This is a genomic window from Streptomyces sp. 840.1 (assembly GCF_003751445.1).
Lineage (GTDB): Bacteria > Actinomycetota > Actinomycetes > Streptomycetales > Streptomycetaceae > Streptomyces.
Genome location: NZ_RJUU01000001.1, coordinates 2987536 through 3013929 on the forward strand (window position 1 = coordinate 2987536; position 26394 = coordinate 3013929).

A 26394-nucleotide genomic window follows, 5' to 3' on the forward strand; every position below is an offset into this window, starting at 1 on the left:
CGGGGTGGCAGCGAAGGAACCGCCGATTCCGTGACATCCACGGAGCCGGGGATTCCCGTCCCCCCATAGCCCGGTAGGCGGCTCGAGGAAGAAGGAGCTCGCCTTCGTGGCGTCCCACCGTCGTCCCAAGAACCCGAGCCGCGCCCGTGTGACCGTGCTCACCGCGACTGCCGCTGCGGCCGTGGCCCTGACCTCTCAGGCCGCTCACGCCGACCCCAAGCCGACCAAGAACGAGGTCAAGGCGCAGGTCGACAAGCTCTACCACGAGGCAGAGGTCGCCAACGAGCACTACAACGAGGCCAAGCAGAAGCAGGAGAAGCTCGAAAAGCAGGTCGGCGCGCTGCAGGACAAGGTGGCGCGCGGCCAGCAGGAGCTCAATTCCCTTCGCGCCGGCCTCGGTTCGCTCGCCGCCGCGCAGTACCGCTCCGGCGGCATCGACCCCTCGGTGCAGCTCTTCCTCGCCTCGGACCCGGACAGCTTCCTCGACCAGGCCTCCGCGCTCGACCAGTTGACGGCGAAGCAGACCGAGTCGCTGACGAAGATCCAGGGCAAGCAGCGGACCCTCGCGCAGGAGCGCAAGGAGGCCCAGGACAAGCTGAGCGACCTGGCGGACGTCCGCGAGACGCTCGGTTCGAAGAAGAAGGAGCAGCAGGGCAAGCTCGCTGCGGCCCAGAAGGTGCTCAACACCCTTACCGCCGCCGAGCGCGCCAAGATGCGCGAGGACGACGCGCGCGCCAGCAATGCCGCCGCCGACAAGGTGCGCGCCAGCCGGGGCGCCGGTGACCGGGTCGAACTCGGCAAGGAGGCCCCCGGGTCCGCCCTCGGTGCGTCGGCCCTCCAGGCCGCCGCCTCGCGGATCGGCATGCCGTATCAGGCACGTGCCACCGGACCCGGCGCCTTCGACTGCTCGGGCCTGACCCAGTGGGCGTACCACCAGGCCGGCGCCGAGATCACCCGCACCACGTACACCCAGATCAACCAGGGCACCCGCATCTCGACGAGCCAGCTGAAGCCGGGCGACCTGGTGTTCTTCAACGGCAACTCGCACGTGGGGCTCTACGCGGGCGGCGGCAGCGTGCTCCACGCCCCGTACCCGGGCGCCTTCGTCCGCTACGAGTCGATGAGCACCATCGGCTCCGTCTTCGGCGCGGTGCGCATCTGATCACGCCCTGCCGGGCGAACTTCCGTGCCCCGTAACGCCTTTCCTGCCCGCCGTCGACCACTGGTCACGGCGGGCAGGCCGCGTCCGGGGGCCGTCCGGGGGCCGTCCGGCCTCAGGCCGATACGGAACGGCTGCCGAACGCCGCGCATTCACCGCAGTGGCCGGGTTCGGGCGCCCTGAACGCGCGGTCGCAGCCGTCGCAGTTCTGGAGCGGCTCGGCTCTGAATGCGGCGGGGAGCGTACGCCCCGACGGGAGCAGCGCCGTGAGCCGGTGCCGCAGCAGTTTCGCCGGGAACCTCAGCGGATGCGGCAGATCCGCCGTGAGGGAGTGTCGTACGGAGGCGGGCGAGGCGTCCCGCTCGAACCAGGCCGCCACCGCAGGCGCCAGAAACGCGATGTCCGCCTCGGTCAGGGTGAGTTGGGCGGCCTGCTGCCGGAGCCCCGTGAGCAGCGCCGCAGCGGCGTGCATGAGCTGGGGCGTGGGGTTCCGGGGCGCCGGAAGAGGCGGAGGCGGCGGCTTCTGCGCCGTGGGTACGGGCACGAGCCGGGGCGCGATGACCTCTGCGGGCGGCTGCGGCTGCGGCTGGGGTGCCGGTGCGGGCGCCGGTGCGGGTGCTGGCGCCGGAGGCTGGACCGGTGCTGCGGGGGCCGGAGTTGGGGCCATGGCCGGAGCCGGGGCCGGGGCCGGGTTCCTGCGCGGCTGCTCCTTGCCGAGTGAGGCGGCGTCGGGGTGGTTGTAGGACACCGTGCGGGTGTGGACCCGGCCGTCCCGTCCGCGCTGCCGGGTGCGCTTCAGGTACCCGAACTCCTCCAGCTCGCGCAGGGCGGCGGCGATGCGGTGCTCACTGTCCGGCAGCCGCTCGACGAGGGCCTTGATGCCGACCCTGGCTCCGGGCGGCAGCGACTGGATGTGCACGGCCAGGCCCCTGGCGGCGAGGGAGAGCTCGTCGTGCTGGCTGAGGTGATTGCCCACGATCGTGAAACCGGTCGTGTGGCGAAGATTGACATGCACCACACCAGCGGACAGGGCGTGGGAGGGCGCGATAATCTGCGGGGTATCCATCGAGAAGGTGTCTCTTCCTCGCTGGTCAGGCCCTCGTTCGGGATTGCTGTCCCGCCGGGGGCCGACTCATGTCTGAAGTTTGGTGCGGCGAGCATATGCCAGGCAACCCGGGCGAAATCCAGCTCAGTTGGGAAACCTCACCCGGGAGAGTGACGGGCCCGCCGGGTGGGGTCGGGTTGGTGAAATTTCTTTACCCAAGTGCTTTAAAGCCTTTTACGTCGCGGATCACCGCGACGCGGGGAACCGGGTCGCGGCTCGTGGATTTACCGGGTCGCGGTTTCCGGTCCGGGTGCGGATCAGATCGCGGTGGGCGGCGAGAGCCGCGGTGATAGCTTGGCGCGCCAAGTTTTGGACGCGCGTGTTTGATCAAGGGGGACCCATGCGGAAGTCGGGGCGGAGCCGAATAGCGATTCGAGCGGCGGCGGGGGCACTTGTGGTGCTGTGCGCCGCGGGCTGTTCGGCGAGCGTCGGATCGAAGGCGGTGAGCAAGGAAGAGGTCGCGAAGCAGGCCAAGGCCGGCCTGAGCAAGGAGGTCGGCCGGGAGCCCGACAGCGTCACCTGCGAGCACGACCTCAAGGCCAAGGTGGGCGAGACCGTCCGCTGCACGCTCACCGCGGACGGCAAGAAGCAGGGCATGACGGTCACCGCGAAGTCGGTCGACGGCGACAACGTGAAGATGGACTTCAAGGTGGACGACGCTCCCGACGACGGTGGCAGCGGGGCGAAGGCCGTCGACAAGGCGGAGGTCGCCCGCCAGGGCAAGGCCGCGCTGGCGGCGCAGGTGGGCCAGGAGCCCGACACCTTCACCTGCCCCGAGGACCTTCCGGCCCGGGTGAACGCCGAGGTCCGCTGCCAACTGGGCGCGGGCGGCAAGCAGTACGGCGTCACGGCCACCGCGACATCCGTCGTCGGCGGCCAGGTCAAGATGAACTTCAAGGTGGACGACGCTCCGAGCGGCTGAACCCGGGACATGCACTAGCTTGCGGCCATGGACGACTTCTCCCGCTCCTGGACAGCACTGCTCGCAGCGGTGGCCGGACTCGCCGACGCGGACTTCGCGCGGCCGTCCGGCTGCACCGGGTGGCTCGTACGGGACCTGGTGTGCCATCTCGTCATCGACGCCCAGGACATCCTGATCACCCTCGCCACTCCCGCCACCGACGAGCCGACCCGGGACGCCGTGACGTACTGGGACGTCACCGGTACGCCCCCGACCGGCGAGGACCCGCTCGACGCGCTGACCGTCCGGCTGGCCGCCGCCTACGGGGAGCCGTGGCTGCTCAAGTTCCACCTCGACGACGTCGGCGGCGCGGCGGGCCGGGCGGCCGGGCTCGCCGGCCCGGGACTTCGGGTCGGCACCCGGGACGAGGTGTTCGCGGTGGCCGACTACCTCTCCGTGTACGTACTGGAGAGCACGCTGCACCACCTCGACCTGATCGCACACCTCCCGGCGGCCCCGCCGCCGCCCGCCGAAGGCATGGCCCGCGCCCGCGAGCTTCTGGAGGCGATCGCCGGGACCGCGATTCCGTCGTCGTTCTCCGACCGGGACGCCCTGCTCATCGGCACCGGACGCCGCGCCCCGACGGAGCCGGAGAAGGCGGAGCTGGGCGAACTCGCCCTGCGGTTTCCCCTGTTCCTGGGCTGACCCATCGCCCTTCCGGCCATCCGATCCTCGCCGCCAACGGCTACGAGGGCTGAACTGCCACGAGGACTGAACGGCTACGAGGGCTGACAGAACCGGGCGGCTGAAAAAGCCTGGGTTCGCAGGCCGCGGCCTCGGTAGCCTGCGGCATGGACATCAACGATCTGCCCCTGGCGGAGTTCGCGTTCCCCGGACCGCTGCGGGACCAGCTCGTCGCCGCCATCCTCTCCGGAGCCAAGACCTCGACCTCGGCCCTGGTACTGGGATACGAGCGGGACAACGAGCCGGTGCCCGAGGCCGGCCTGCGGTCGGCAGTGGTCGACTCCGAGGGGCGACGGGTCGCGGTGATCGAAATGACCGAGGTCCGGGTGGTCCGGCTCGCCGACATCGATCTGCGGCACGTCGTCGACGAGGGCGAGGGCGACGAGTCGGTCGCGCAGTGGCGGGCCGGGCACGAGGAGTTCTGGCACAGCCCCGAGTCGCGCGAGGAACTGGGGGACCCCGGTTTCACCGTCGACGACGACACCCGCGTGCTGGCCCAGCGCTTCCGGCTGGTGCACACGGTCTGACGGGCGGGGCCGGTCCGGCAGCGTGTTCGTGCCCGTGCCCGTGCCGGTGCTGGTGCTGTGCGCCCAAGCGGTCGGCGCTGCGGAGCATCTGGACCACGGCCGCGCTACCGGCCGTGATCTGCTGCGCCAGGATGCCCTGGAGCCGCACCGCCCCGGCCGGGGCGGACGTGCGGCGGGCAGGGGCGCGCCCGCTCCCGTCTACAGGGCGCGCAGGGCCCTCGGGCGGGGCGGCTCCGGCGCCTTGTCCAGCAGCGCCGGGAGGTCCGTCAGCGCGTCGATGCGGAAGTCGGCGGCGGCGACGACATCGGGGTGGTCCGCCCACCAGTACCCGCAGGCACCGCGCCGGATGTGTGCGGCGAGCAGCCCGCACGACTTGGCCGGGAACAGGTCGCCGGCCGGGTGGTCGCCCACGTACAGCGTCGAACCCGGGGCCGCGCCGGACACCTCGAGCACCCGCGCGAAGAACTCCGGGTCCGGCTTGGCGACGCCCCACTCGTCCGAGGTGACGACGAGGTCAGCGGGCAGGTCCAGCGCCCGCAGGAGCTCCCCCGCCAGGACCGTCCCGTTGCCCGCGACCACCACCCGTACGCCCAGGGCGCGCAGCTCCGCCAGTACCGGCCGCACGTCCGGGTACAGGTCCGGCTCGGCCAGGTGCTCGCCGCGCCCGGCGGCGGTCCGGGCGAGCGAGGCCTCGTTGATGTCTATGTCGGGGCGCAGCAGGCTCAGCGCGTCGGCGCTGTCCCGCCCCTGGGCGACCGCAGCACCGACCAGCGCACTCAGTGTGTGCGGCGGGACACCGAGCCAGTTGGCCCAGGAGGCCCAGTAGCGGTCGTCGCGGATGAGTGTCTCGCCGATGTCGAAGACGATCGTTTCCATCACCGTGCCGACCCTACGGGGCGCGGACCGCTGTACGGCCGAGGCGCCAGGGGCGGGGGCGGCCTGCGAGCGCCGGGACGCCGGGGGCGGGTGTGGCCTGCGGGAGATCCAGCCGGTCACCGGCCGGCTACTCGCTCGTATGCTCGGTTCATGACCGATCCCCAGAGCGGACGCCCCACCACCAATTCCATGCGCCGTGCCCTGCGGCGGGCCCGCGACGGTGTCGCCCTCGATGTGACCGAGGCCGCCGTCCTGCTCCAGGCGCGTGGCGACGATCTGACGGATCTCGCCGCCTCCGCCGCCCGGGTCCGGGACGCGGGCCTGGACGCGGCGGGCCGGCCGGGCGTCATCACGTACTCCCGCAAGGTCTTCATCCCGCTCACCCGGCTCTGCCGCGACAAGTGCCACTACTGCACCTTCGTCACCGTGCCCGGCAAGCTCCGCCGCGAGGGCCACGGCATGTTCCTCTCGCCCGACGAGGTCCTCGACATCGCCCGCAAGGGTGCGGCGATGGGCTGCAAGGAAGCGCTGTTCACGCTGGGCGACCGGCCCGAGGACCGCTGGCCGGAGGCGCGCGAGTGGCTGGAGGCCGAGGGGTACGACGACACCCTCGCCTACGTACGCGCCATGGCGATCCGGGTTCTTGAGGAGACCGGTCTCCTCCCGCACCTCAACCCCGGGGTGCTGACCTGGACCGACGTCCAGCGGCTCAAGCCCGTGGCCCCGTCCATGGGCATGATGCTGGAGACGACCGCGACCCGCCTGTGGTCCGAGCCCGGCGGCCCGCACCACGGCTCACCGGACAAGGAACCGGCCGTACGGCTGCGCGTGCTGGAGGACGCGGGCCGCTCCAACGTCCCGTTCACCACCGGCATCCTGATCGGCATCGGGGAGTCCTACGAGGAGCGCGCCGACTCCCTCTTCGAGCTGCGCAAGACCGCCCGCGCCTACCACGGCATCCAGGAAGTCATCGTCCAGAACTTCCGCGCCAAGCCCGACACCGCGATGCGCGGAATGCCGGACGCGGAGCTGGAGGAGCTGGCCGCGGCCATCGCCGTGGCGCGCCACATCCTCGGCCCGTCGGCCCGCATCCAGGCCCCGCCGAACCTGGTGGACGCCGAGTACGCGCTGATCGTCGGCGCCGGGATCGACGACTGGGGCGGGGTCTCGCCGCTCACGCCCGACCACGTGAACCCCGAGCGCCCCTGGCCGCACATCGACGAGCTGGCCGCGAAGACCGCGGAGAGCGGCTTCACGCTGCGCGAACGGCTCACCATCTACCCGGAGTTCATCCAGCGCGGCGAACCCTGGCTGGACCCGCGCCTGCTCCCGCACGTCCGCGCGCTCGCGGACCCGGAGACCGGGCTCGCGAAGGAGGGGGCGATCCCCGCCGGACTGCCCTGGCAGGAGCCCGACGAGGGCTTCAACGCCTCCGGCCGCACCGACCTGCACCACACCATCGACACCGAGGGCCGCACCGCCGACCGCCGCGACGACTTCGACGAGGTGTACGGGGACTGGGAGGCGCTCCGCGAGGCAGCGGCGCCCGGCATGGTCCCGTCCCGCATCGACGGCGATGTGAAGGCCGCCCTGAGCCAGGCCGCCGACGACCCGACCGGGCTCACCGACGAGCAGGCGCTCACCCTGCTGCACGCGGACGGTCCGGCGCTGGACGAGCTGTGCCGGATCGCGGACGCCCTGCGCCGTGACGTGGTCGGCGACGACGTCACGTACATCGTGACGCGCAACATCAACTTCACCAACGTCTGCTACACCGGCTGCCGCTTCTGCGCCTTCGCGCAACGTCGCACCGACGCCGACGCGTACACCCTCTCCCTGGACCAGGTCGCGGACCGCGCCGCGCAGGCCTGGGACGTCGGCGCGGTCGAGGTCTGCATGCAGGGCGGCATCCACCCGGACCTGCCCGGCACCGCCTACTTCGACATCGCGCGGGCGGTCAAGGAACGTGTGCCGGGCATGCACGTCCACGCGTTCTCACCGATGGAGGTCGTCAACGGCGCGACCCGCACCGGCATGTCGATCCGCGACTGGCTGACCGCCGCGAAGGAGGCCGGACTCGACTCGATCCCCGGCACGGCGGCCGAGATCCTGGACGACGAGGTCCGCTGGGTCCTCACCAAGGGCAAGCTGCCCACGGCGACCTGGCTGGAGGTCATCAAGACCGCCCACGAGGTGGGCCTGTGCTCCTCGTCCACGATGATGTACGGCCACGTCGACCAGCCCCGCCACTGGCTCGGCCACCTGCGGACCCTGGCCAACCTCCAGCAGGAGACCGGCGGCCTCACCGAGTTCGTGACGCTGCCCTTCATCCACACCAACGCCCCCGTCTACCTGGCCGGCATCGCTCGCCCCGGCCCGACCGACCGCGACAACCGCGCGGTGACGGCGATGGCCCGTCTCCTGCTGCACCCGCACATCACCAACATCCAGACCAGCTGGGTGAAGCTCGGCACGGAGGGCGCGGCCGAGATGCTGCGCTCGGGCGCGAACGACCTCGGCGGCACGCTGATGGAGGAGACCATCTCCCGGATGGCGGGCTCCGGTTACGGCTCCTACCGGTCCGTCCAGGACCTGGTCGCCATCGCGGAGCTCGCGGGCCGGCCGGCGAAGCCGCGTACGACGCTGTACGGGGAGGTGCCCGAGGAGCGGGTGGCCGCCGCGGCCGCGTCGGACGGCCACCTGCCGGAGCTGCTGCCGGTGCTGCCCTAGGGTCTTTCGTTTGGATCAGGCCGGATCAGGGAGCGGTGTCCGGTGCGTGCGGCTGCAAGGCGGAGGAGGGAGTAAATGCGGAGCATTGGCGACCGACGACAACGCCGCAGATGTGCGTGCCGGACACCGCGAGCCCGGCATGATCCAAACGAGAGGCCCTAAGCGTTCCGCCCTGGGAGGGCGGGGCGCGGCAGTGTGCCCCGGCGGGCGCGATCGCCTGCCGGGGCACGGCAAACAGCCGGTGCGGGGTGAGGTCAGCCGTCGTTCTCGGCGGACGGGATGAAGGCCCCCGGGACGTCCTTCGGTGCGAAGAGCTTCTTCTCACCCGGGTACGCCTTCGTCCAGCCGTGCGTCTCGTACCACGTGAAGTGGTTCATCTGCGCGGGGTTGGCGAAGTCGGGCCTGGCGTTCGGGCCCGTCAGACGCTGCTTCGACTTCCAGGTGTCCCACTGCGCCGCCAGTTCGCGCTGCGCCGCCGGGACCTCGGTCGACGGCACGGCCGCCGCGGCCGGGTCCTGCGCCGCCGGAGTGTCCACCCCGCAGGCCGGCGGTGTCTTCAGCCCGTCGGTGAGCGCGGTGCGGTTGGGCAGTGCGGTGAACGGCGTGAAGTCGGCCTTCTTGGTGAAGGCCGCCGCCATCGGCGTCGCCGCGCTGTCCTTCTGGTTCATCGGGTGGATCCCGAGGATCTGCTCGATGGTGCGGATCATCGTGATCTGTGAGTAGTAGTGGCTGTCGACCGTCGCGTGCTTCGCCCAGGGGCTGATGATCTGGATCGGCGCGCGGTGGCCGTCGATGTGGTCGAGACCCGCCTGGGAGTCGTCCTCGACCACGAAGATCGCGGAGTCCTTCCAGTACTTGCTGTGCGAGATCGTGTCCACGATCCGGCCGGTCGCCAGGTCGTTGTCCGCGACCTGCGCGGGCGCGGTCGCCGGGCCGCCGGTGTGGTCGCTGGAGAGCCAGAACATGTTCAGGTTCGCCGGGCCGTTCTTCTCGAAGTCCTGCTTCCAGATCTCGGAGCGGTAGATGTCCGGGACGCTCGTGTCGAACTTCGCGAAGCCGGGCACCGACACCTTGTTGAGCGAGGGGATGGGCGAGGACGAGACCAGGTCGTAGGCGGTGTCCTGACCGGTGGAGCGCATGTCCTTGGCGTCGCAGTACAGGTTCTGCCAGCTGGCGTCGGCCGGCTTGGTCAGGAACTGCTGGAACTCCCCGAAGTCCCGTACGGACTTGTCGGCGGCCTGCGCACCGGTCCACAGGAAGCCCGTGCGCTGGTGACCGAGCGCGTCGTCCTCGGTGTCGTAACTGCGCGCGTACTCACCGGCAGACGATTCGGTGTACTCCGGATCGTCCGACTGCATCAGCCAGTTGTGACCCTCGGCCGAGTTCGTGCCGATGTCGTAGGTGTTGTCGTAGAGGCCGAACTGCCGCGCCAGAGCATGCTGGTTGGGTGTCACGTTCTCGCCGAACTCGGCCAGCGCCGGGTCGCCGTCGCCCTGCGGCATGTCGCCGAACAGCTGGTCGTAGGTCCGGTTCTCCTTGACGATCAGGAAGACGTGCCTGATCGTCGACGGGTCGCCGAGCCGCGCCGGGACCGGCACCGCCTTGGCCCGGTGGCCCTTGCTGTTCGCCTTCTCGACCGCGCCGCGGGTCCAGCCGTTCTGCTGGAAGACCTTGGACGTCAGGGAGCGGACGGTGCGGTCGCTCGGCAGCGTGAAGTGCTGCACGCTCGACGTCGTGTCGTGGGTGGCGTGCCCGGCCTTCGTGGTGGGGCGGCGGGCGTCCACGCCGCGCGTGTTGGAGACCACGATCTGCTTGCCCACGGTCGCGATCTCCGAGGGGAAGTAGTCCGTCGGCAGCAGACCGACGTAGCTCACCGGCTCCTGCGCCGAGTGGTAGCGGTACACGGCGACGGCGTTGGCGCGGCCGAGCGTGACCAGGAGGTGCCCGTCGTCGGTGAGCGTCACCGCGTCGGGCTCGTAGCCCACCGAGGCGTCGGGCCAGGGCTGGGTGGAGATGGTCTGGACGACCTTGCCCTTGGCGGTGTCGATGACCGATACGTCGTTGGTGGCGGTGTTGGTGACGAACAGCGCGCCGTTCCGGGCGTACAGGGCCGTCGGGTGCAGGCCGACCCCGATGCTCGCGGGTGCGGCGTCCGGCTTCGCCAGGTCGATGACGCTGACCGTGCCGGTGGTGGTGGCCGCGGTGACCGGGTCGGCGGGGACCTGCGTGTTGTACGAGTTGATCGTGGTGTCACCGGGCTCGGCGGGACGTCCGCCCTCGTTGCTGACGTAGAGCTTGTCACCGACCTGGGCCATGTCACGCGGGGCGTTGCCGACCGCCCAGCTCCGCTTGACCGCTCCGGTGGCCGCGTCGAGCGCGACCACCCGGTTCTGGCCGTTGACGGCCGCGTACACCGTGGCGCCGTCGGACGAGAACACCGGTTCGCCCACGAGCGCGTGCTTGGGGCCGTCCGCCGCGATCTTCACGGTCGTCGGGTTCGCGACGCTGCCGTCGGCGTTGACGGTGAAGCGGGTGTAGCCGTCGGTCTGGCCGAGCCACAGCTGCGTGCCGTCGGGCGAGTACGTCGGGCCCTCCTGGCCCACGGCGTTGCCGCTGATGCGCGGGGTGGACGTCGCGGCGCTGCCGACGAGCTGCTGCTCCTTCCAGGTCCTCAGGTCCACGATGGACAGTGCGGCCCCGCCGTCGGTGACCGAAGCGGCGAGGTGGGTGCCGTCGGGGCTGACCGACGACGACATGATCTTGCCGCTGTTCAGGACGAGCCGGTCGCCGTACGGGGCGATGTACTGGTCGCTGGAAATCACCTGGCCATGCCGGGTGACCTGGCCCACCTGCTGGTGACCGAACTGGTCGGTACTGGCGAACGCGGCGCCCGCGGCGGTCAGGGCGAGCGCCGTGACGCCCGTGACGATCAGGGGTTTGCGACGGCCGACGTGTCTCGCGAAGCGGCCGGTCGAGGCCGTCTCGTCACGCCTGCGGCGTGTCACCTGCATGGGTTTGATCCTTTCGAAGTACTCGACAGCAGTTCGACGTTGGCGTCGAACTGCCACAGCGGATTGGGGCCGTCACCGGTCGGCGTGCGCACCAGGAAGTAGCCGTTGACCTCCTTCGGTCCGTCGCCGTCCGCCACGAAGCGTCCGTCGGTCGTGACGTCGAGCTGGTAGACGGCCTGGCCGGTGGCGTCGATGCCGGGCAGGTGCCACGAGACGACGCAGCGCCAGTCGTTGCCCGGCCCTTCCGCGTCGACCCGGATGCTGCCCTTGTCGCACGCCGCCGTGGCGCGCAGCTGGGCCTCGGTGACGGCGGGCCGGTTCAGCTCACCGGTCTGGACGACGTAGAGGTGGGCGAAGGCGGTGGCCACGGCGCGCTCCACCTTGACCTGCGTGATCCCGGACCCGCTCACCGGAGACGGCGACGCGACGGCGACGAGCACGACCGTCACGGCGCCGATGCCGAGCAGCGGCAGCGCTCCGACGGTGAGGGCACGGCGCCCCGATCCGTCGGTGGCGAGGTTGGTGAAGTCGCGCCTCACGAACAGGGCGTACGCCAGCCAGGTCGCGGCCACCGCCCACACGAGGGAGACCGCGACGCCGAGCAGGAGCGGCCCCAGTTGCTGCGGCTCGGCGAAGAGGCCGTTCCAGGAGATGAAGGCGTAGCCGGGCAGGGCCACCCGCAGCGCGACGGGCAGCGGCAGCATCTGCGCGAGCTGCATCACGAGTGCCACGACGGCCGGCAGCAGCAGCCCCATCGGCGAGCGCCCGAGCGCGACGGATCCGAGCAGTCCGATCGCGGAGAGGGCGAGGGTCGGGGCGAGGGCGCAGGCCCAGGCGAGCAGCACCTTCCGGGCGGCGTCCGAGGCCGTGAGGAGGTGCCCGTCGAGGCCGGCCAGCGGGTGGTTCCCCACGGTCGCGAGGCCGCCCAGTGTGCTGGACACCATGAGCCCCGCCACCAGCACCAGGATGACGCCGAGGCTGGCCAGCGTCTTCGCCACGAAGATCCGCCCCGGTGAGCGCACGGCCACCAGCAGATGCCGCCAGGTGCCGAGCCGGTCCTCCGCCGCGAACACGTCTCCCGCGACCACCGATGTCACCAGGGGCAGCGCCCAGCTGCCCGCGAAGCCGAGCATGACGAGCGGCCCCGCCCAGCCGGTGGCGTGCATCCATCGTCCGAAGAGCGTGTCGACGGGCAGCGAACTCTGCCGGCTGACCGCCGCGACGAACAGCGCGGGCACCACCCAGCACACCAGCACCAGCAGCCGGATCCGCCACTGCGACACGAGTTTGACGACCTCGAAGCGCAGGGCCCTGGCCACCGGGACCGGCCGGGGCGTGGCAACGTTGTCGAGGGTGTGGGTCGCCGTCATCGCGCGGTCTCCAGGGAGGGGGTGTGCTCCGGGCCGTGCCCGTCCCGGCGCGTGCCGGCCGGCTCGACGTGTGCCCGCCCGTCCGGCTCGTCGTCTGGCCCGGCGGCCCGTTGCCCGGTGAGCGCGAGGAACGCCGACTCCAACGGCGAGACCACCGGGGTCAGTTCGCGCAGTGCGATGCCCGCTGTCACCAGTCGGCTGACCAGGGTGTCGAGCGCGGGCGGGAGCGCGCGCACGACGAGCGCGGCACGGCCGGGGCGCGGCTGCGCGGCGTCCACGACGTGCACGCCGGGGGTGTCGGCGGCGATCCCGCGCGCCGCCTCGGCGGGCGAGGCCAGCAGCCGGTAGTCGAGTTCCCGGTGCGGGGCGGCCAGGTCGCTCAGCGGTCCGGAGAACAGGACCCGGCCCGTGGCGAGGATGGTGACGTCGGAGCAGAGCGCTTCCAGGTCGTCCATGCGATGGCTGGACATGACGACGGCGGTGCCGCCCGCCGCGAGCCGGGTCAGGACGCGGTGCACGTGGCGGGCGCCCGCCGGGTCCAGGCCGTTCGCGGGTTCGTCGAGGATCAGCAGCCGGGGCTCGGTGAGCAGCGCGGCGGCGAGACCGAGGCGCTGGCGCATGCCGAGCGAGAAGCCGCGGGTGCGGTCGTCGGCGACGTCGGTGAGGCCGACCTGGTCGAGTACGTCGTCGATCCTGGGCGTGCGCGCGTCGCGGCCGTGCAGCGCGGCGAGCGCCGCGAGGTTCTGGCGGGCGGTGAGCGAGGGGTACAGGCCGGGGCCGTCCACGAATCCGGCGACGCCCTCGGGCGGTGCGAGAGCCCGTCCGACGGTCGTTCCGAGGATGTCCAGGGTGCCGCCGTCCGCGACGCCCAGGCCGAGGAGCAGGCCCAGCAGTGTCGTCTTGCCGGCGCCGTTCGGCCCGGCAAGGCCGTGGATCCGGCCCCGCCCCACCTCCAGGTCCACCCCGTCGAGCGCGATGACGTCGCCGAAGGTCCTGGTGATGCCGCAGGCCCGTACGGCGAGCGGGCCGTCCGGTCCGCTCCATCCGTCCGGCCCGTCCGGCCCGTCGGGTCCGTCCGGCCCGTCGGGTCCGTCCGGCCCGTCGGGTCCGTCCGACCCGGCTGGTCTGTCCGGCCTCTTCACGGGGGCACCTCTCTCTCGCAGGCTCCACGACCTTAGGGAGCCCATGAGGCGGGTACAGACGCGAGAAGGTGAACACGCAGGGAACGAGTGGCAATTGCCGTCCCAAGGACCTCACGCCCAGTCGGGGTGCTTTCCTGTGGCGACCGCTGCCGAGGGAAATCTGCTTCGAGGTAGGGGAGTTGCCTCAGCGGACCGGTCCCGACCGTGCTCCGCCGCGACGTGCGTGACCGGCGTCCGGGACTGCGCTCCTGGAGAATCGGGCCTGTGCTCGTGCGGCGGTGTTCCGTGCCACGGGCCACCGCGCGGCGATTCGTCCCGTCGACCAGCCGGTCGACGGGACGAGGGTGGACCGGATCAACAACGGCGTCCGCGCGGTGACCAGGATCCGGGACTCACCACGACGGGTAAGCCCGGGGCCGGCTCAGTCCAGGCGGCGCGGGACTCCGAGGAGCCCCGCCTCGATGTCGGTCGGCTGCAGCTTGACGAGCTTGCGGTGCTGGGTCGTGCACCACAGCACCATGTCGTCACCGAGCGAGGGCAGCGCCTCTGCCTGCACCTGCGGCAGCCGCAGGAGCCGGCCCAGGACCGCGGCCTCCTCCGGGGAGACCCGCTGGATCCCGACGAGCCCCGCGTTCTCGATCAGCTTCGGCGCCGTCGGACCCAGGAACGGCATCAGCGTCAGCACGGACTGCCAGGGCCCCGTCGCCAGCCGGCTGCGGGGCGGGCGCATACCGCAGTCCCGTACGACGAGGACGGGGCTGGTGACCGAAGCGCCCTGCGGGCCCACCTGCTTCACGTCGTGCACCGTCATGCACTGCTGGCCGCCGCCCGCCGCCTGCGCGAGCCCCGTCCAGGCCTGCGGCCTGGCCGTCTCGACGGCGACGCGCGCACCGGTACCGGCCGTGCGCAGCGCCAGCACCTGCGCCGTCCACACGCTGCCGATGACCACGACATCGAGCTGCGTGGGGCGGAACAGGCCGAGCACCGCAGGCTGCCCCTTGGCGTCGACGCCCGCCACGACCCCGTCGTCGCCGAGCGGAAGCCTCAGCGCGGCGAGCTGCTCCACGGGCAGTACGTGCCGGTCGCGGCGCGGCCCGAGCAGCCCGAACCCGGGCCTGCTCCGCCCGGCCGCCTGCGGAGCGGAACGGGCCGGGGCGGAAGGACCCGGGACGCCGGGCATCGGACCGGACGGAGCCGGGCCGGTGGGGCCGGCGGTCGTCGTACGACGGGGGCTCAACGGGTACCTCCGAGGGGCAGGGTGGCCAGCACACCGGGCAGCTGCTCGCGGTCCAGCCGTACGAGGCTGACCTTCACGCCTCGCGCGGCACGCTCCAACTGCCGCCTTACCGAAACGAGTTCGTTACTGCCGCGCGCCGTGAGCCGGACGTGTCCGCTGACGGCCGGAGCGCCACCGGTCCCGCGCGACACCGCCAGGCTGAACGTGCTGGCCAGCGCCGGCATCGAGGTGAGCAGCGCCACCAGCTGCGCCGTGGGCGCCGCACCCGCGCCCAGGTGCGGCCAGCGGCCGACCCAGTACGTGGTGTGCCAGCGGTCGTCGCAGCGCCAGGCGCGGGTGGACTCCGTGGTGCGCCGCAGCGGGGCGTCCGCCCGCACCGCCAGCGCACTGGCCTGCGGGCTCACCCCGGCCGACGTCGCGAGCGCGGATGTCACCTGCGCCTCGGTCATGACCGACGCGTCGAACCCCGCCCCGGTCAGCCGGCTCGCCAGCTGGTCCGTGGCGCGCAGCAGCGCCCGCTGCGCTCCGCCGATCCCGCCACCGCGGGCGCGTACCGCCTCCGGGCACAGCTCGGGGGCGAGCTTCAGCGCGATCCACGTCAGCCGGATCGCGGGGGTGCCGGCCTGGGCCTGGAGCGGCGCGTACGAACGGGCCGCCGCGGCCTGCTCCGGCAGATGCGGTCCGGGCGCGGGCTGCGTGTGCTGGACGACCTGCACCGACTCCAGCCGGATGTCGTCCACCTCGAGTGCGTCGTGCAGCAGACCGAGCTCCAGCGGCCGGGCGTCCCGCGCCGACCGCAGCGGTTCGTCGCGCGGCTGCACGAGCAGCAGCGCCGTCAGGAACGTCCCGTCGCCCACCATCCCGATGGAGCGCTCACGCTGCCGGTCGGTGTAGGTGTAGGTCCGCAGCGCCGCGTCGCACTCGACGACCGGCGCGAGCGCCGGGTCCAGCCCGTCCGCGGACCATGGCTGCCGGGCGGCGCGCAGCCGCCCGCGCAGCGCCATGACCGCGTTGAGCCACTCCACCACCGGGCGTCCCCGCCGCCGCACGACCGCCAGTAGCACCAGCACCGCCGCGACCAGGCCCATCGGCACCAGCATGACCCTGTTCGTCACCCACGCGATCAGCATCAGCGCGCCGGCGACCTCCATCAACACCACCTGGTGCAGCCGAACCCCACCGATGCGTCCTGGCTTCGGGTGCACGCTCATCACTGCGGTCGTCGCGCTGCTCATCCCCCGGTATGTCCCTCCGTGTCACGGCACTACGGCGTGTGCGAGCCGGACCGGCGCGATTCGCACACGGGCCCGCGACCGCCAACTGTCCCACGCCCGGCGTCGAGGCGTTCGAATGGGGGCTCGGGGCCCGCGGCCGGACGGGAGCGTTTGGCAGACTCCCTGAATCATGTACCCGCACGGCGGCGGACGAGGGTCGGCGGGCATAGTGGTGGCGGTTCGCGAGGCATCAACAACCACGGGGAGAATTCGGGCAGATGGCATCACGGCGGGACGAACTCAACGCCTACACCTTCGCGAAGAAGCGGCTGGTCGCCGCCTTTCTGCAGCCCTCCGCAGCCGGTACGGACGAGGCGGCGCCGCGCCCGCTGCGCGCGCTGGTGCCGGGAGTGGTGGTGGGCGCCCTGCTGCTCGCGGGCTTCGGGGCCTGGGGGATCTTCAAGCCCAAGGTGCCCGAGGGCTGGGACAAGCCCGGTGCCCATGTCATCGTCGGCAGTGAGTCGACGACGCGCTACGTCGTCCTGGAGACCAAGGGCGTCAAGCGCCTGCACCCGGTGCTGAACTTCTCCTCCGCGAAGCTCCTCCTGGACCCGGGCGCCTCCTCGGTGCTCCAGGTGAAGGAGTCCGAGCTGGACAGCGGGAAGCTGCAGCGCGGTCCGATGCTCGGCATACCGTACGCACCCGACCGGCTGCCCAGCGAGGAGGACGCCGGCCGCAACAAGCTGTGGGTCGTCTGCGAGCAGCCCGGCGCCGGGTCCGGCGGGGCCGTGCAGAAGGCGGTCTTCCTGCTCGCCGACCGCGACGCGGAGAAGGTCGGCGGCAAGAAGCAGCTCCACGGCGGCCAGGCCCTCTACGTCGAGGCGGACGGCGCCAACGGCACCAGGTACCTGGTGGACGCGGACGGCACCCAGCACGTCATCGGGACCACCGGCGGCGACAAGCCCTCCGCCCGCGACGAGGTGCTGCGCCGCTCGCTGTTCAGCGAGGGCGCCCGGCCCCAGAAGGTCACCAAGGACTGGCTCGGCACCCTGCACGCCGGCGCCCCCATCGACTTCCCGAAGCTGCCCGGCAAGGCCGGCGCCCCGGCCGGCGTCAGCGGCCTGGACCCCCGCCTGAACAAGGTGGGCACGGTGCTCAAGGCCGTGGCCGGCAACGGCATGCAGCAGTACGTCGTCCTGCCGGGCTCGGTCGCGCCCGTGTCCGACCTCGTCGCCAGGCTCCTCCTGACGAGCCCGGAGGCGGCGGTGCTGGGCCAGAAGGCGCAGGCCACCGAGGTGGGGCCGCAGTCCTTCACCTCGTCCCCGGACGAGTTCTACGCGAAGTACGGCTGGCCGAGGAGCGTCCCGACGCAGGCCAACGACACCGCCTCCCCGACCGGAACCGTCTGCAACGTGCTGCACGGTGTCACCCGGACAGGCGTCCCGAAACTGACGACCTGGGCCGGTTCCGGATACCCGGTCCGCTTCCTGGACGGGGCCACCAGCGCGTACGTCACGCCGGGCAGCGGTGTGCTGTACCGGCAGTTCAACGGTGCGTCCCCCACCACCGGCTCACTCTTCCTGGTGACGGACACCGGGCTGCGTTACGCCGTACAGACGAACAACGACAGCAGCGCGGACCCCTCGAAGATCGGTGCCACCGGCAAGCCCACGACGCCGGAGGAACAGGCCGCCCAGGTCAACCAGGCCCAGACCAGGCTCGGCTACGCGAACGTCAAGCCGCTGCCGGTGCCGGACAACTGGTCCAACCTCCTGCCCAAGGGGCCACGGCTCGACACGAACAGTGCCAAACAGCCGCAGAGTTCCTGAGGACGGGGAGGAGGAGGCCCGTGATGACCACTAGCAAGACTCAAAACACCCGTATCACCCACAGAACCCCTAACACCCTTAACACCCTCAATATTCGCAACTCTCTTACCGGAGTCCGTTCCTCGGCAGTCGTGCTGCTCCTGGCGGTCGCGGCGGGCGCCGGCCTGCCGGGGCTCGCGGCCGCGGACGACTCCGACCCGCAATCGGGTTCGGAGGCCAGCGGTGAGTGCACCTTCCCCATGAAGAAGCAGATCCAGGGCCGCCCCTGGGCGCTCCAGCGGCTGGTCTTCGACCAGCTCTGGCAGGACACCAAGGGCAAGGGCGTCCGGGTCGCGGTGATCGACACCGGTGTCGACGACACGAATCCGCAGCTGACGTCCGCCGTCGACCGCGCGGCCGGGACCGATCTGCTGCCGCCGCCCAAGGACGGCTCCCAGGACCCGGCCGCGAAGGGCAAGGGCAAGGGCAAGCCGAGCGGTGGTGACGGGACCGTCGATCCCATCGGCCACGGCACCAAGGTCGCCGGCATCATCGCGGCCCGCCCGCGCGCGGGCACGGGCTTCGTCGGTCTCGCCCCGGAAGCGACGATCATCCCCATCCGGCAGAACGACGACAAGAGCACCGGCACCGCGACGACGATGGCCGCGGCCATCCGGCACGCCATCGCGAAGAAGGCCCAGGTCATCAACATCTCCCAGGACACCGCCAAGCCCCTGCGGGCGGACTCGGACCTGGAGCTCGCGGTACGCGAGGCCCTGAACAGGGACATCGTCGTGGTCGCGTCCGCCGGCAACGACGGCCTCGCCGGAAACGTCAAGGTGACGTACCCGGCGGCCTACAAGGGCGTCCTGGCGGTGGCCGCCTCGGACCGCAACGACGAGCGGGCGCCGTTCTCCCAGACCGGCGACTTCGTCGGGGTGGCGGCGCCGGGCGTCGACATGGTGTCCACCGTCCCCAAGGGCGGCCAGTGCGTCGACAACGGCACGAGCTTCTCGGCCCCGTACGTCGCCGGGGTCGCCGCGCTCCTGCGGGCCAAGCACCCGGGCTGGAAGCAGTACCAGGTGGTGGCCCAGATCGAGCAGACGGCGGAACGCGCGGTCAACGGCCGGGACGAGTTCGTCGGGTGGGGAGTGGTCGACCCGGTGCGCGCCCTCAACGACGACGAACATCCCCTGAACGCCCCGACCCCGGACCGGGCGGTGTCAAATGGTCCCGCCGGCCCGGAACCAATCGCGCTCCAGATGGGTGAAACAAGGAAGGAGCGGATCTCCCGGATCTCGATCTACGTGTTGGCTACCACGGGTCTACTCGTGGCAGTGATCGCGGGCGTCGCGATCGTGTTGCGTGACCGTCGCAGCCGAGTAATTAGGTGAATATCCAACAACTCAGTTCAAGACTAAGGCTGTTGGAATGCGTGGCGGCCGCAGCTAAACTGATAATTGACAACTTTGGTCCGATGTACGCGTGGTAGCGACAGGTAAGCAGCCCGCGACATCCGATTCATGGGGGAAGGTGCGTTATGTCAGACAAGCTCAAGCACTCAGCTGATCAAATTGACAGTCTCATCCGCGAACTCGGCCACATGCACGACACGCTCCAGGGCAGGATCACTCACCTCAACGGGGTCATCGACGCCGTGGAGGGCCACTGGAAGGGTGTCGCGGCCAACGCGTACAACGGCCTCCAGACGCAGGTCAACCTCGATGTGCGCGACCTGAAGGACCTCCTCGACTTCACCCAGGAGGCCGTCCGGATGAGCAAGGACGGCTTCGACGCGGAGGAAGTGGAGCAGCTCAACAAGTTCAAGGGCGTCGACGGCGTCGGCAACACGGGCAGCAACGGGGTCCTGGACCGCTTCCAGGTCTCCTAGTAACCCGCCCTCGCAACCTGCCCTCAACTCGCTTCGCATCAGGAGACCGTTCCATGGAGATTACGTACTCAGGGGTTGTAGAAGCCTCGAACCAGGTCAAGTCGACCGCCAACACCATCAAGGGTCAGCTCGACGACCTGAACACCAAGGTCAAGGCAGTCGTCGCCACCTGGGACGGTGAGACGCAGCGCGCGTTCTACGACCGTCACCGCGGTTGGGACGTCAAGGTCAACCACATGCACGAGACGCTGCTGTCGATTTCGACGAGGCTCATGGAAGCCACCGAGGGCTACCGGGCGAACGACCTGGCCCAGTCCCGGCGCTTCCAGGGCTGACCCAGGCTCAGATGACTCACGACGGAACCGGCACGATGTGGGTGTGGGATGCGGCCGACGCATCCCACACCCATGCCTGCGGTTCCGCGGCACTTTAGGGGAGGTGCTCGCATGAGACCTGAACTTCCGGGCGACGGATCACCCGCGCCCGATCTGGCGACGCCCAGCGAGTCTCTGCAGAAGTTCAAGATTCGCGTGGACACGCTGCTGACGAAGCTCGACGGCTCACCGGCCGCGCACAGCCGCATCACCGAACAGAAGGTCACCCCCGCCTCGTACGGCAACGGGTTCCCGGAGGCCATGGGGCTGTCCAGCGCCTACGACATGGTGCACGCGCGCCTGGCGCTGCTGTCCAAGACGCTCGGTGATCAGCTGGAGGCGATGGGCATCACGGTCGACCTGGCGGACCGCGGGTACAAGAACGTCGATCAGGAGCACTCCGAGCGGCTGCACGCCATCCAGCAGCGCACGGAGATCTACTACAGGAAGCCGGAAACCGACAAGGGCTCCGGTGCGCCTGCAGAGGGCAAGGACAAGCCCGGCGACGGTTCGTCCAGCGGTAACGACGGCTTGTAACACCTGAAGTGAACGGGGGACAGGGATAACCATGGGCGAGAAGCTGCCACCACTCAACGCCTGCTACAACACCAGCAACTTCGAGAACGCGTCGTACCAGGAAATGCTCAACATGGTCACCGGCGTCAACGCCACGGCGATCATGGCTCGGGGCACCGCCCTCGTCGACGCGCAGACCGAGATCGAGAAGATCGGCACCGAGCTCAAGGAGCACGTCGGTCGTACCACCGGCTGGAAGGGTGCGGGCGGTGACGCCTTCCGCGAGTGGGGCGACGATCTGGCCAAGGAGACCCTGAAACTGGCCGACTACGCGGGCACCGCGGGCACCTCGCTGCAGACGGCCGGCCAGGCCCTCAGTGAGGTGGCCAAGGTCGTTCAGGGGCACCCTGACGCCGTGGCGATGTGCTACGCGGACGAGGCGAAGGAAAAGGCCCGGATCAAGGCCGTCGAGACGGCGCGGAACGAAGCCATTCCGCAGATGAACAAGCTCGCCTCGTACTACCTGATGGCCCAGCAGTCGATCTCCTCGCAGGAGGAGCCGAACTTCAAGCCGTTGCCGGATGCGGCGCTGCCGAAGAGCCCGTACGACAATGAGAAAACGAGCTACGGCTCTCCTGGAAGTAATTCCGGCAATACGGACTCGGTAACAGGTTCGCAGACCGGTAATGCGTCGAGCGCCGACCGCCATTACTCCACCGTGGACCCTGATGGTGTCAGCCCGTCCTCCCCGGACGGCACACCCGTCACCCACACGCCGCAGCACGTCTCTGCGGTACCGGGGGCTCCGGACAACACGGGGACGAACATCGACACGGTGACGATGCCGCAGACCCCGACGCACACCAACGTTCCGCCCACGCCCGGACTGCCCCCGCAGGGCCCGAACGGCGGCGGGTACCAGACGACTCCTCCGCCCGTGGTGATGCCCACGCGCCCGGGACCGCTCGGTCCGGGTGGCGGTCCCGGGCGTTACGGGCCGGGCGGAAAGGGTGACGTCGGACATGTCCGGCCCCCGACGATCAACCCCGACAGGGGCGGTGTGCCTCCGACGGGCAACCCCTCCAGGGGTGGCTGGGAAGCCAACAGGCCTCCTATGGGCACTCCCGGCCGGGGCGGCGTCGATGGAGTCCGTCCGCCCATGAACACCCGGTCTGACACCGGCATCCACGGCGGTACGCCGGCTCAGGGCGGCCGGGGCGGGGTGGGCCCTGCCCGGGGCACCGCGCGCGGAACGGTCATCGGCGGAGAGAAGCCGACCAGCCAGGGAATGATGCAGGGCCGCTCCGGTGGGGTCTCCGGAATCTCCGGTGGGCGGCCCGCCGGGAGGTCCGGTGCGCCGGGCATGGGCGGTGGCTCGCCGCGCCTGGTCAATGAGCCGGGTGGCACGGTGCGGGCGCCTCGCGGCGCGGAGTCGGGGGCGGGACGCGAGTTCACCCCGGGCGGCACCGGGCTTGTCCGTGAGTCGCCGCGATCGGGCGGGACGATGGGCTCGATGGGTGGCGCAATGGGCGGGTCCCAGGCCAAACGACGACGTCCTCAGCGGCGTGACGGGGAGATCCCGGACTATCTTGCCGAGGACGAAGAGACCTGGGGCGCGGGGGACGACGGTGTTGTTCCTCCCGTGATCGACTAGAACCGGTTCCGGAGCAGCGAAGCCCGGCGGCGGACAGAGAACGAGTGGGTGGCATGAGGTCAACGGTCAGGTGGCACCGCAGGCGTGCGTCGGTGGTGGTGTCAGCGCTGGGTTCCCTGCTCCTCCTCGGCGGCGCCATCGCCCCGGCCGCGTCCGCGGACACCATGCGCGACCGCGAGTGGTATCTGGACCGGATGCAGGCCGAGGAGATGTGGAAAGTCAGCACCGGTAAAGGGGTCACTGTCGCTGTACTCGATACCGGTGTGATTCCTTCCGTTTCCGAACTGACGGGAGGAAAAGTCCTCCCGGGTAAGAACTTCGTCGATCCGAAACTGGGTGCGCATATCGACGTGGACGGGCACGGCACCGCCATGGCGATGCTCATTGCCGGGAACGGAGTGAACGGTCAGGGCGTGAAGGGCCTCGCGCCGGACGCGCGCATTCTCCCTCTGACCGTTTTCGGGTCCACTAAGGAATCGGGCACCAACAGCGTTCCTGCTGTCATCGCAGCCATCCGATATGCTGCCGATAGCGAAGCAAAGATCATCAACATGTCCTTGGGCTTCGAGGACTTCGCTCTCGAGGGGGGCGAGAAGGGTCAGATCCAAGAGGCAGTGGATTACGCCGTGGGGCGTGGGAAGCTGCTTCTGGCAGCGACCGGCAACAGAGGCGACAAGGACAACGGCGTCTCGTACCCCTCGGGAAACCTTGGCGTAGCCGGCATCGGGGCCGTCGACAAGACATCCTCGGTAACGAAGTTCTCGGTGTCGGGGCCTCAGGTGGCGCTTGCTGCTCCAGGTGACGAAATCCCGATCCTCTGTGGCGGTGACATGCCCGGGTACTGCAAGAGCAACGGCACCAGCCAGGCAACCGCCATCGCCTCCGCCTCCGCCGCCCTCATCTGGTCCAAGCACCCCTCCTGGACCGGCAACCAGGTCCTCCGCGTCCTGATGAACACCGCGGGCAAGCCGACCAAGGGCAAGATCCCCAGCCGCTACATCGGCTACGGCACGGTCCGCCCCCGGCTGGCCGTCCTCGGGGACCCCGGAGACCCGGGCCCCGCAGACGTGAACCCTCTGGTGGCCGCCCGGACCCCCAAGAAGTCCCCGTCGCCCTCGGCGTCTGCGTCGGAAGCCGGGGGTTCCGGCTCCTCGAACGCCTCGAAGCAGCCGGCATCCTCCGCCGCCTCGGACACCTCGGAGGACGGCAAGGGCGGTGGCGCGATCGTCTGGATCATCGTCGGAGCCGGCGTGGCCGTCGTTGTGGGCGCGGTGTTTGTGTTGCGCCGGAGAGCCGCCGGCCTCCGGCGCTGAACCCGCTTCGTAGCTCCCCCCACCCGAATCGAACTCACCTGTACATAGACAGGCCATGAGGAGGCATCGTGAACGAGGAATTCATACAGGGCCTGCAGCAGTTCCAGCAGCAGGCGCTGAACCTGCAGAACATGATGGCGGGCCTGCAGAACCAGATGCCCCAAGGCGTCGAAGGAACTGACGCACAGGGCGCCGTGACCGTCCGGTTGGCATCGGACGGGCTTCCGGAAGTCATCAAGGCCGCCTCGGACTGGCAGCGCAGGCAGCCGCCCGAGGCCATCGGCGCTGTCGTCGTGGAGGCGTACGGGGCGGCGATGAGTGCGCAGATGGAGGGCTTGTCGCGCTCCCTCGAAGAGTCGGACTGGCAGTCCAAGGCCGACCGGATGGACGACTTGCTCGCCGCACCCGGCCCTTCCGGAGCGGCGGCCGCGTCCACAGCAGCGCACGAGTTCCCCGAACCGGATCTGCGATATGTCGTCCCGCGGAGTCTCGACGAGGTGACCGAGGACATGCTCTCGGCGTTCGGTGCGGTGGAGCAGCTCGCGGCGGCGCCCTCGGAGCCGGTGCAGGCCACCGGTAATTCCTCGGCCCACCGAGTCGTTCTCACTGTGGCGAAGGGCGGCCTGGTCTCCTGCGAGGTGGATCCTCAGTGGGCGTCGAAGCAGTCGTCCATCGGGCTCAACCAGGCGTTCGAAGAGGCACTGGCCGACGCTCGCGGGAAGCTCGGCGCCGCCGATGCCGCCTCCGGGGACGGGGTGGCCAATCTGCAGCTCGGCGGCCTGCTGAACGAGGCACTGGCCATTCTGAGCGACCCTCGGCGACTTGCCGAATAACTCCTGAAGGGATTGAGGACATTGGGCGACCCAGACCTCAAGGTAATCACCGACGGGCTGCGTACCGACGCGGCGATGTGGGATCTACAGAGTGGCGAGATGAAGGCAGTTCATACCGCGGTCGAGGGAACGCGCATGAACCACCTTCAGGCCGGTGTGTTCCAGCTTCTGGTTTCAGCCTACGGAGCTGTCGTCGATCAGGTCTCTCAGCGCAGCACTGAAGGCGCGACACAGATGGCAGCAGTCGCTTCGGCGTTGTACAAGAACGCGAAGGCCTACGACGATCACGAGGCCGATACGAAGAAGCACGTAAAGCACGCTTACTAGACGGGGAATCGAATGGCTTTCAACGCGGCACAATACGAAGCGACCTCTCAGAAACTGACCGCCGGGATTCAGACACTCTCGACGAAGCTGAACGAGGTCGGTCCGAAGGCGGAATCCACCGCGAACCACTGGTACGTCCCTGACTTCGTGGCGAAGGCCCTCATCTGGGCTGCGAACAAGGTGATCGAGGCCGCCTCCTGGGTGCTCAACAAGATCAAGGAGCTCCTGGAAGGGATAGCGGCGCCCGTCTACCTGGCCATGCACGTCTGGGACTGGCAGTCGGACATCCGCGGTAAGGCCACCGGAGTCGCCGGCAGCACCACGGCCGACCAGCTCGAGTCCCTCAAGCACTGGACTGGTGACGCCGCCACCTCCTACACGACGGCAGTGAAGGCCCAGCCCATCGCCGCCGCCAAGATCGGCACCAGCGCGGACAAGGTGGCCACGGGTCTGGCTCTGTGCGCGACCGCCGGACTCGCGTTCTACGTGGCCGTAGGCGTCATCCTGGCTCAGTACATCGTGACCATGATCGCCGCGATCGCGGCGCTGGGTTCCGTTGTCTTTTCCTGGGCGGGTGCGGCCGTCATCGTCGGAGACACTTCGGTGAGCGCCGGCCTCATCATCACCGCCGTCACCGCTCTGCTGGCACTGCTTGGCGCTCAGGCCCAGCAGATGGCTGCCATCGAGGGGGAAGCGCGTGACATGACCGCTTACCCCCACGGTCACTGGCCCGTCGCGGCACCGTGAAGTCCGGCGTTCGTCCGACGCCGGACCAATGGCCGGTGCGGTACTGGACGTGTGAATCTCCCGCATCAACAGGCAGGTGCACTTCATGTACGGATTGCGGGTAGTTCTCTGGGTCATCGGCATGGTGGCCTTGGGGAGTTCCTTCTTCGTGATGAGATCGGACCTCCCCAAGGCGGTCGTCGTTCTCTGCATGGTTACGGCCATCGCATGCCCGGTGGCGGCCGAGAGCCATGCGGCATGGCGGAAGCAGGGTGCCCGCCAGATGGAACAGCAGGACTGGTACGCCCAGAGCTTCGGTTCGATCGACGTGCTGCGGGCGGCCGTCGATGAGCCGGCCCTGCGCCGCATCCGCGACGAGAAGGGGTCTGCCAACGCGGTACGGGAGGTCAAGCGCCAGTTTCCCCGGCTTCCGTTGGACGTGGCAGCAAACCTGGTCAAAGCCCTGTGAGTTCGCAGGCCGCAGGCGGGTCCGGAGCGGGAGAATGTGCTGCGAGGCGGCGTGCCTTCCCTGAGTGCTTGTTGGTGTCAGGGAAGGCAGGGCCCTCGACATGACAGGTGGTGGTCCAGCGTGAAGTGGATTCGAGTACCGCTTTGGTGTGCCGCACTAGCCAGTCTTTACGTGATGATCTTTTCCTTTCATCTCCTTATGGACTCGCTGTTGGTGTTTCTCCTCTGTCCTGTGGGATTTCTCGTCCCATTCTGGGGCGAGAGCTACTTGCAGCGGCGGCGCCGGAAGGACTGGTACGGACAGTTCGGGTCCATCGATGCATTGCGGTCGATCGTGACGGACGAGGCGGAACTTCGCCGGATCCGCGACGAGAAGGGCGTGCTGGTGGCCGCACGCCGGTTCAGGCGCCAATTTCCTCGGTGCCCCTTGCCCGAAGCCCTGAAGCTGGTTCAGTCGCTGTAACCGGC

The 26394-nt window shown here is 70.0% G+C and carries 24 protein-coding genes; 17 read left to right on the forward strand and 7 right to left on the reverse strand.

The window, feature by feature from the left end:
* Positions 1–106: 106 nt before the first annotated feature.
* Complete coding sequence (locus EDD93_RS13690; RefSeq protein WP_185092307.1) at positions 107–1162, forward strand: C40 family peptidase; 1056 nt, start codon at positions 107–109, stop codon at positions 1160–1162.
* A gap of 112 nt (positions 1163–1274) precedes the next feature.
* On the opposite strand, the gene EDD93_RS13695 is transcribed toward EDD93_RS13690, so the two are convergent.
* Complete coding sequence (locus EDD93_RS13695) at positions 1275–2225, reverse strand: helix-turn-helix domain-containing protein (protein ID WP_123525418.1); 951 nt, start codon at positions 2223–2225, stop codon at positions 1275–1277.
* Between the two features lie 379 nt (positions 2226–2604).
* Between EDD93_RS13695 and EDD93_RS13700 the strand changes: the two genes are divergently transcribed.
* The 3 genes from EDD93_RS13700 to EDD93_RS13710 all read left to right on the forward strand — a co-directional run bounded on the left by EDD93_RS13700 (position 2605) and on the right by EDD93_RS13710 (position 4436).
* Complete coding sequence (locus EDD93_RS13700) at positions 2605–3186, forward strand: DUF4333 domain-containing protein (protein WP_123525419.1); 582 nt, start codon at positions 2605–2607, stop codon at positions 3184–3186.
* A 27-nt stretch (positions 3187–3213) separates the two neighbouring features.
* Positions 3214–3870, forward strand: coding sequence for a maleylpyruvate isomerase N-terminal domain-containing protein (locus tag EDD93_RS13705; protein ID WP_123525420.1), 657 nt, complete (start codon positions 3214–3216; stop codon positions 3868–3870).
* A 146-nt stretch (positions 3871–4016) separates the two neighbouring features.
* Positions 4017–4436, forward strand: a complete 420-nt coding sequence (locus EDD93_RS13710; RefSeq protein ID WP_123525421.1) for an ASCH domain-containing protein — start codon at positions 4017–4019, stop codon at positions 4434–4436.
* Between the two features lie 198 nt (positions 4437–4634).
* On the opposite strand, the gene EDD93_RS13715 is transcribed toward EDD93_RS13710, so the two are convergent.
* Positions 4635–5312, reverse strand: a complete 678-nt coding sequence (locus EDD93_RS13715) for an HAD family hydrolase (RefSeq protein WP_123525422.1) — start codon at positions 5310–5312, stop codon at positions 4635–4637.
* 150 nt (positions 5313–5462) lie between these two features.
* Between EDD93_RS13715 and EDD93_RS13720 the strand changes: the two genes are divergently transcribed.
* Entirely contained in the window at positions 5463–8042 is a 2580-nt protein-coding gene (locus EDD93_RS13720) for a bifunctional FO biosynthesis protein CofGH (protein WP_123525423.1), read from the forward strand.
* Between the two features lie 254 nt (positions 8043–8296).
* On the opposite strand, the gene EDD93_RS13730 is transcribed toward EDD93_RS13720, so the two are convergent.
* From EDD93_RS13730 to eccE, 5 genes are all read right to left on the reverse strand, one after another.
* Entirely contained in the window at positions 8297–11053 is a 2757-nt protein-coding gene (locus EDD93_RS13730) for an alkaline phosphatase family protein (protein ID WP_123525424.1), read from the reverse strand.
* Positions 11044–12423 carry an ABC transporter permease gene (locus EDD93_RS13735; protein WP_123525425.1) on the reverse strand — a complete coding sequence of 460 codons (1380 nt, stop codon included), beginning with the start codon at positions 12421–12423 and terminating at the stop codon, positions 11044–11046. Before EDD93_RS13735 ends, EDD93_RS13730 begins: the two co-directional genes overlap by 10 nt.
* Positions 12420–13424 (reverse strand): ABC transporter ATP-binding protein, encoded by a 1005-nt coding sequence (locus EDD93_RS13740; RefSeq protein WP_123527751.1) that lies wholly within the window; start codon positions 13422–13424, stop codon positions 12420–12422. The genes EDD93_RS13735 and EDD93_RS13740 overlap by 4 nt, the downstream gene beginning before the upstream one ends.
* A gap of 562 nt (positions 13425–13986) precedes the next feature.
* Positions 13987–14745: a hypothetical protein gene (locus tag EDD93_RS13745; protein ID WP_123525426.1), complete on the reverse strand. Its 759-nt coding sequence runs from the start codon at positions 14743–14745 to the stop codon at positions 13987–13989.
* Positions 14746–14798: 53 nt separating this feature from the next.
* Positions 14799–16037, reverse strand: coding sequence for a type VII secretion protein EccE (gene eccE / locus EDD93_RS13750; protein ID WP_260255720.1), 1239 nt, complete (start codon positions 16035–16037; stop codon positions 14799–14801).
* 257 nt (positions 16038–16294) lie between these two features.
* On the opposite strand from eccE, the gene eccB reads away from it, so the two are divergent.
* The 12 genes from eccB to EDD93_RS13810 all read left to right on the forward strand — a co-directional run bounded on the left by eccB (position 16295) and on the right by EDD93_RS13810 (position 26389).
* Positions 16295–17845 carry a type VII secretion protein EccB gene (gene eccB / locus EDD93_RS13755; RefSeq protein WP_123525427.1) on the forward strand — a complete coding sequence of 517 codons (1551 nt, stop codon included), beginning with the start codon at positions 16295–16297 and terminating at the stop codon, positions 17843–17845.
* A 239-nt stretch (positions 17846–18084) separates the two neighbouring features.
* The gene (mycP, locus tag EDD93_RS13760) at positions 18085–19218 is read left to right on the forward strand and encodes a type VII secretion-associated serine protease mycosin (protein WP_123527753.1); all 1134 of its coding nucleotides are present in this window, start codon (positions 18085–18087) and stop codon (positions 19216–19218) included.
* A gap of 146 nt (positions 19219–19364) precedes the next feature.
* Positions 19365–19715: a WXG100 family type VII secretion target gene (locus EDD93_RS13765; protein WP_024491245.1), complete on the forward strand. Its 351-nt coding sequence runs from the start codon at positions 19365–19367 to the stop codon at positions 19713–19715.
* A gap of 53 nt (positions 19716–19768) precedes the next feature.
* Positions 19769–20050, forward strand: coding sequence for a WXG100 family type VII secretion target (locus EDD93_RS13770; protein ID WP_123525428.1), 282 nt, complete (start codon positions 19769–19771; stop codon positions 20048–20050).
* A 111-nt stretch (positions 20051–20161) separates the two neighbouring features.
* Positions 20162–20626, forward strand: coding sequence for a hypothetical protein (locus EDD93_RS13775; RefSeq protein ID WP_123525429.1), 465 nt, complete (start codon positions 20162–20164; stop codon positions 20624–20626).
* Positions 20627–20657: 31 nt separating this feature from the next.
* Positions 20658–22259 carry a WXG100 family type VII secretion target gene (locus tag EDD93_RS13780; protein WP_123525430.1) on the forward strand — a complete coding sequence of 534 codons (1602 nt, stop codon included), beginning with the start codon at positions 20658–20660 and terminating at the stop codon, positions 22257–22259.
* 53 nt (positions 22260–22312) lie between these two features.
* Positions 22313–23572 carry a S8 family serine peptidase gene (locus EDD93_RS13785; protein ID WP_260255721.1) on the forward strand — a complete coding sequence of 420 codons (1260 nt, stop codon included), beginning with the start codon at positions 22313–22315 and terminating at the stop codon, positions 23570–23572.
* A gap of 68 nt (positions 23573–23640) precedes the next feature.
* Complete coding sequence (locus tag EDD93_RS13790; protein WP_123525431.1) at positions 23641–24405, forward strand: hypothetical protein; 765 nt, start codon at positions 23641–23643, stop codon at positions 24403–24405.
* A 21-nt stretch (positions 24406–24426) separates the two neighbouring features.
* Positions 24427–24732 carry a hypothetical protein gene (locus EDD93_RS13795; protein ID WP_123525432.1) on the forward strand — a complete coding sequence of 102 codons (306 nt, stop codon included), beginning with the start codon at positions 24427–24429 and terminating at the stop codon, positions 24730–24732.
* Between the two features lie 12 nt (positions 24733–24744).
* Entirely contained in the window at positions 24745–25479 is a 735-nt protein-coding gene (locus EDD93_RS13800) for a hypothetical protein (RefSeq protein ID WP_123525433.1), read from the forward strand.
* A gap of 85 nt (positions 25480–25564) precedes the next feature.
* Positions 25565–25927: a hypothetical protein gene (locus EDD93_RS13805; protein WP_123527755.1), complete on the forward strand. Its 363-nt coding sequence runs from the start codon at positions 25565–25567 to the stop codon at positions 25925–25927.
* 198 nt (positions 25928–26125) lie between these two features.
* Complete coding sequence (locus tag EDD93_RS13810) at positions 26126–26389, forward strand: hypothetical protein (RefSeq protein ID WP_260255723.1); 264 nt, start codon at positions 26126–26128, stop codon at positions 26387–26389.
* Positions 26390–26394 lie beyond the last annotated feature (5 nt).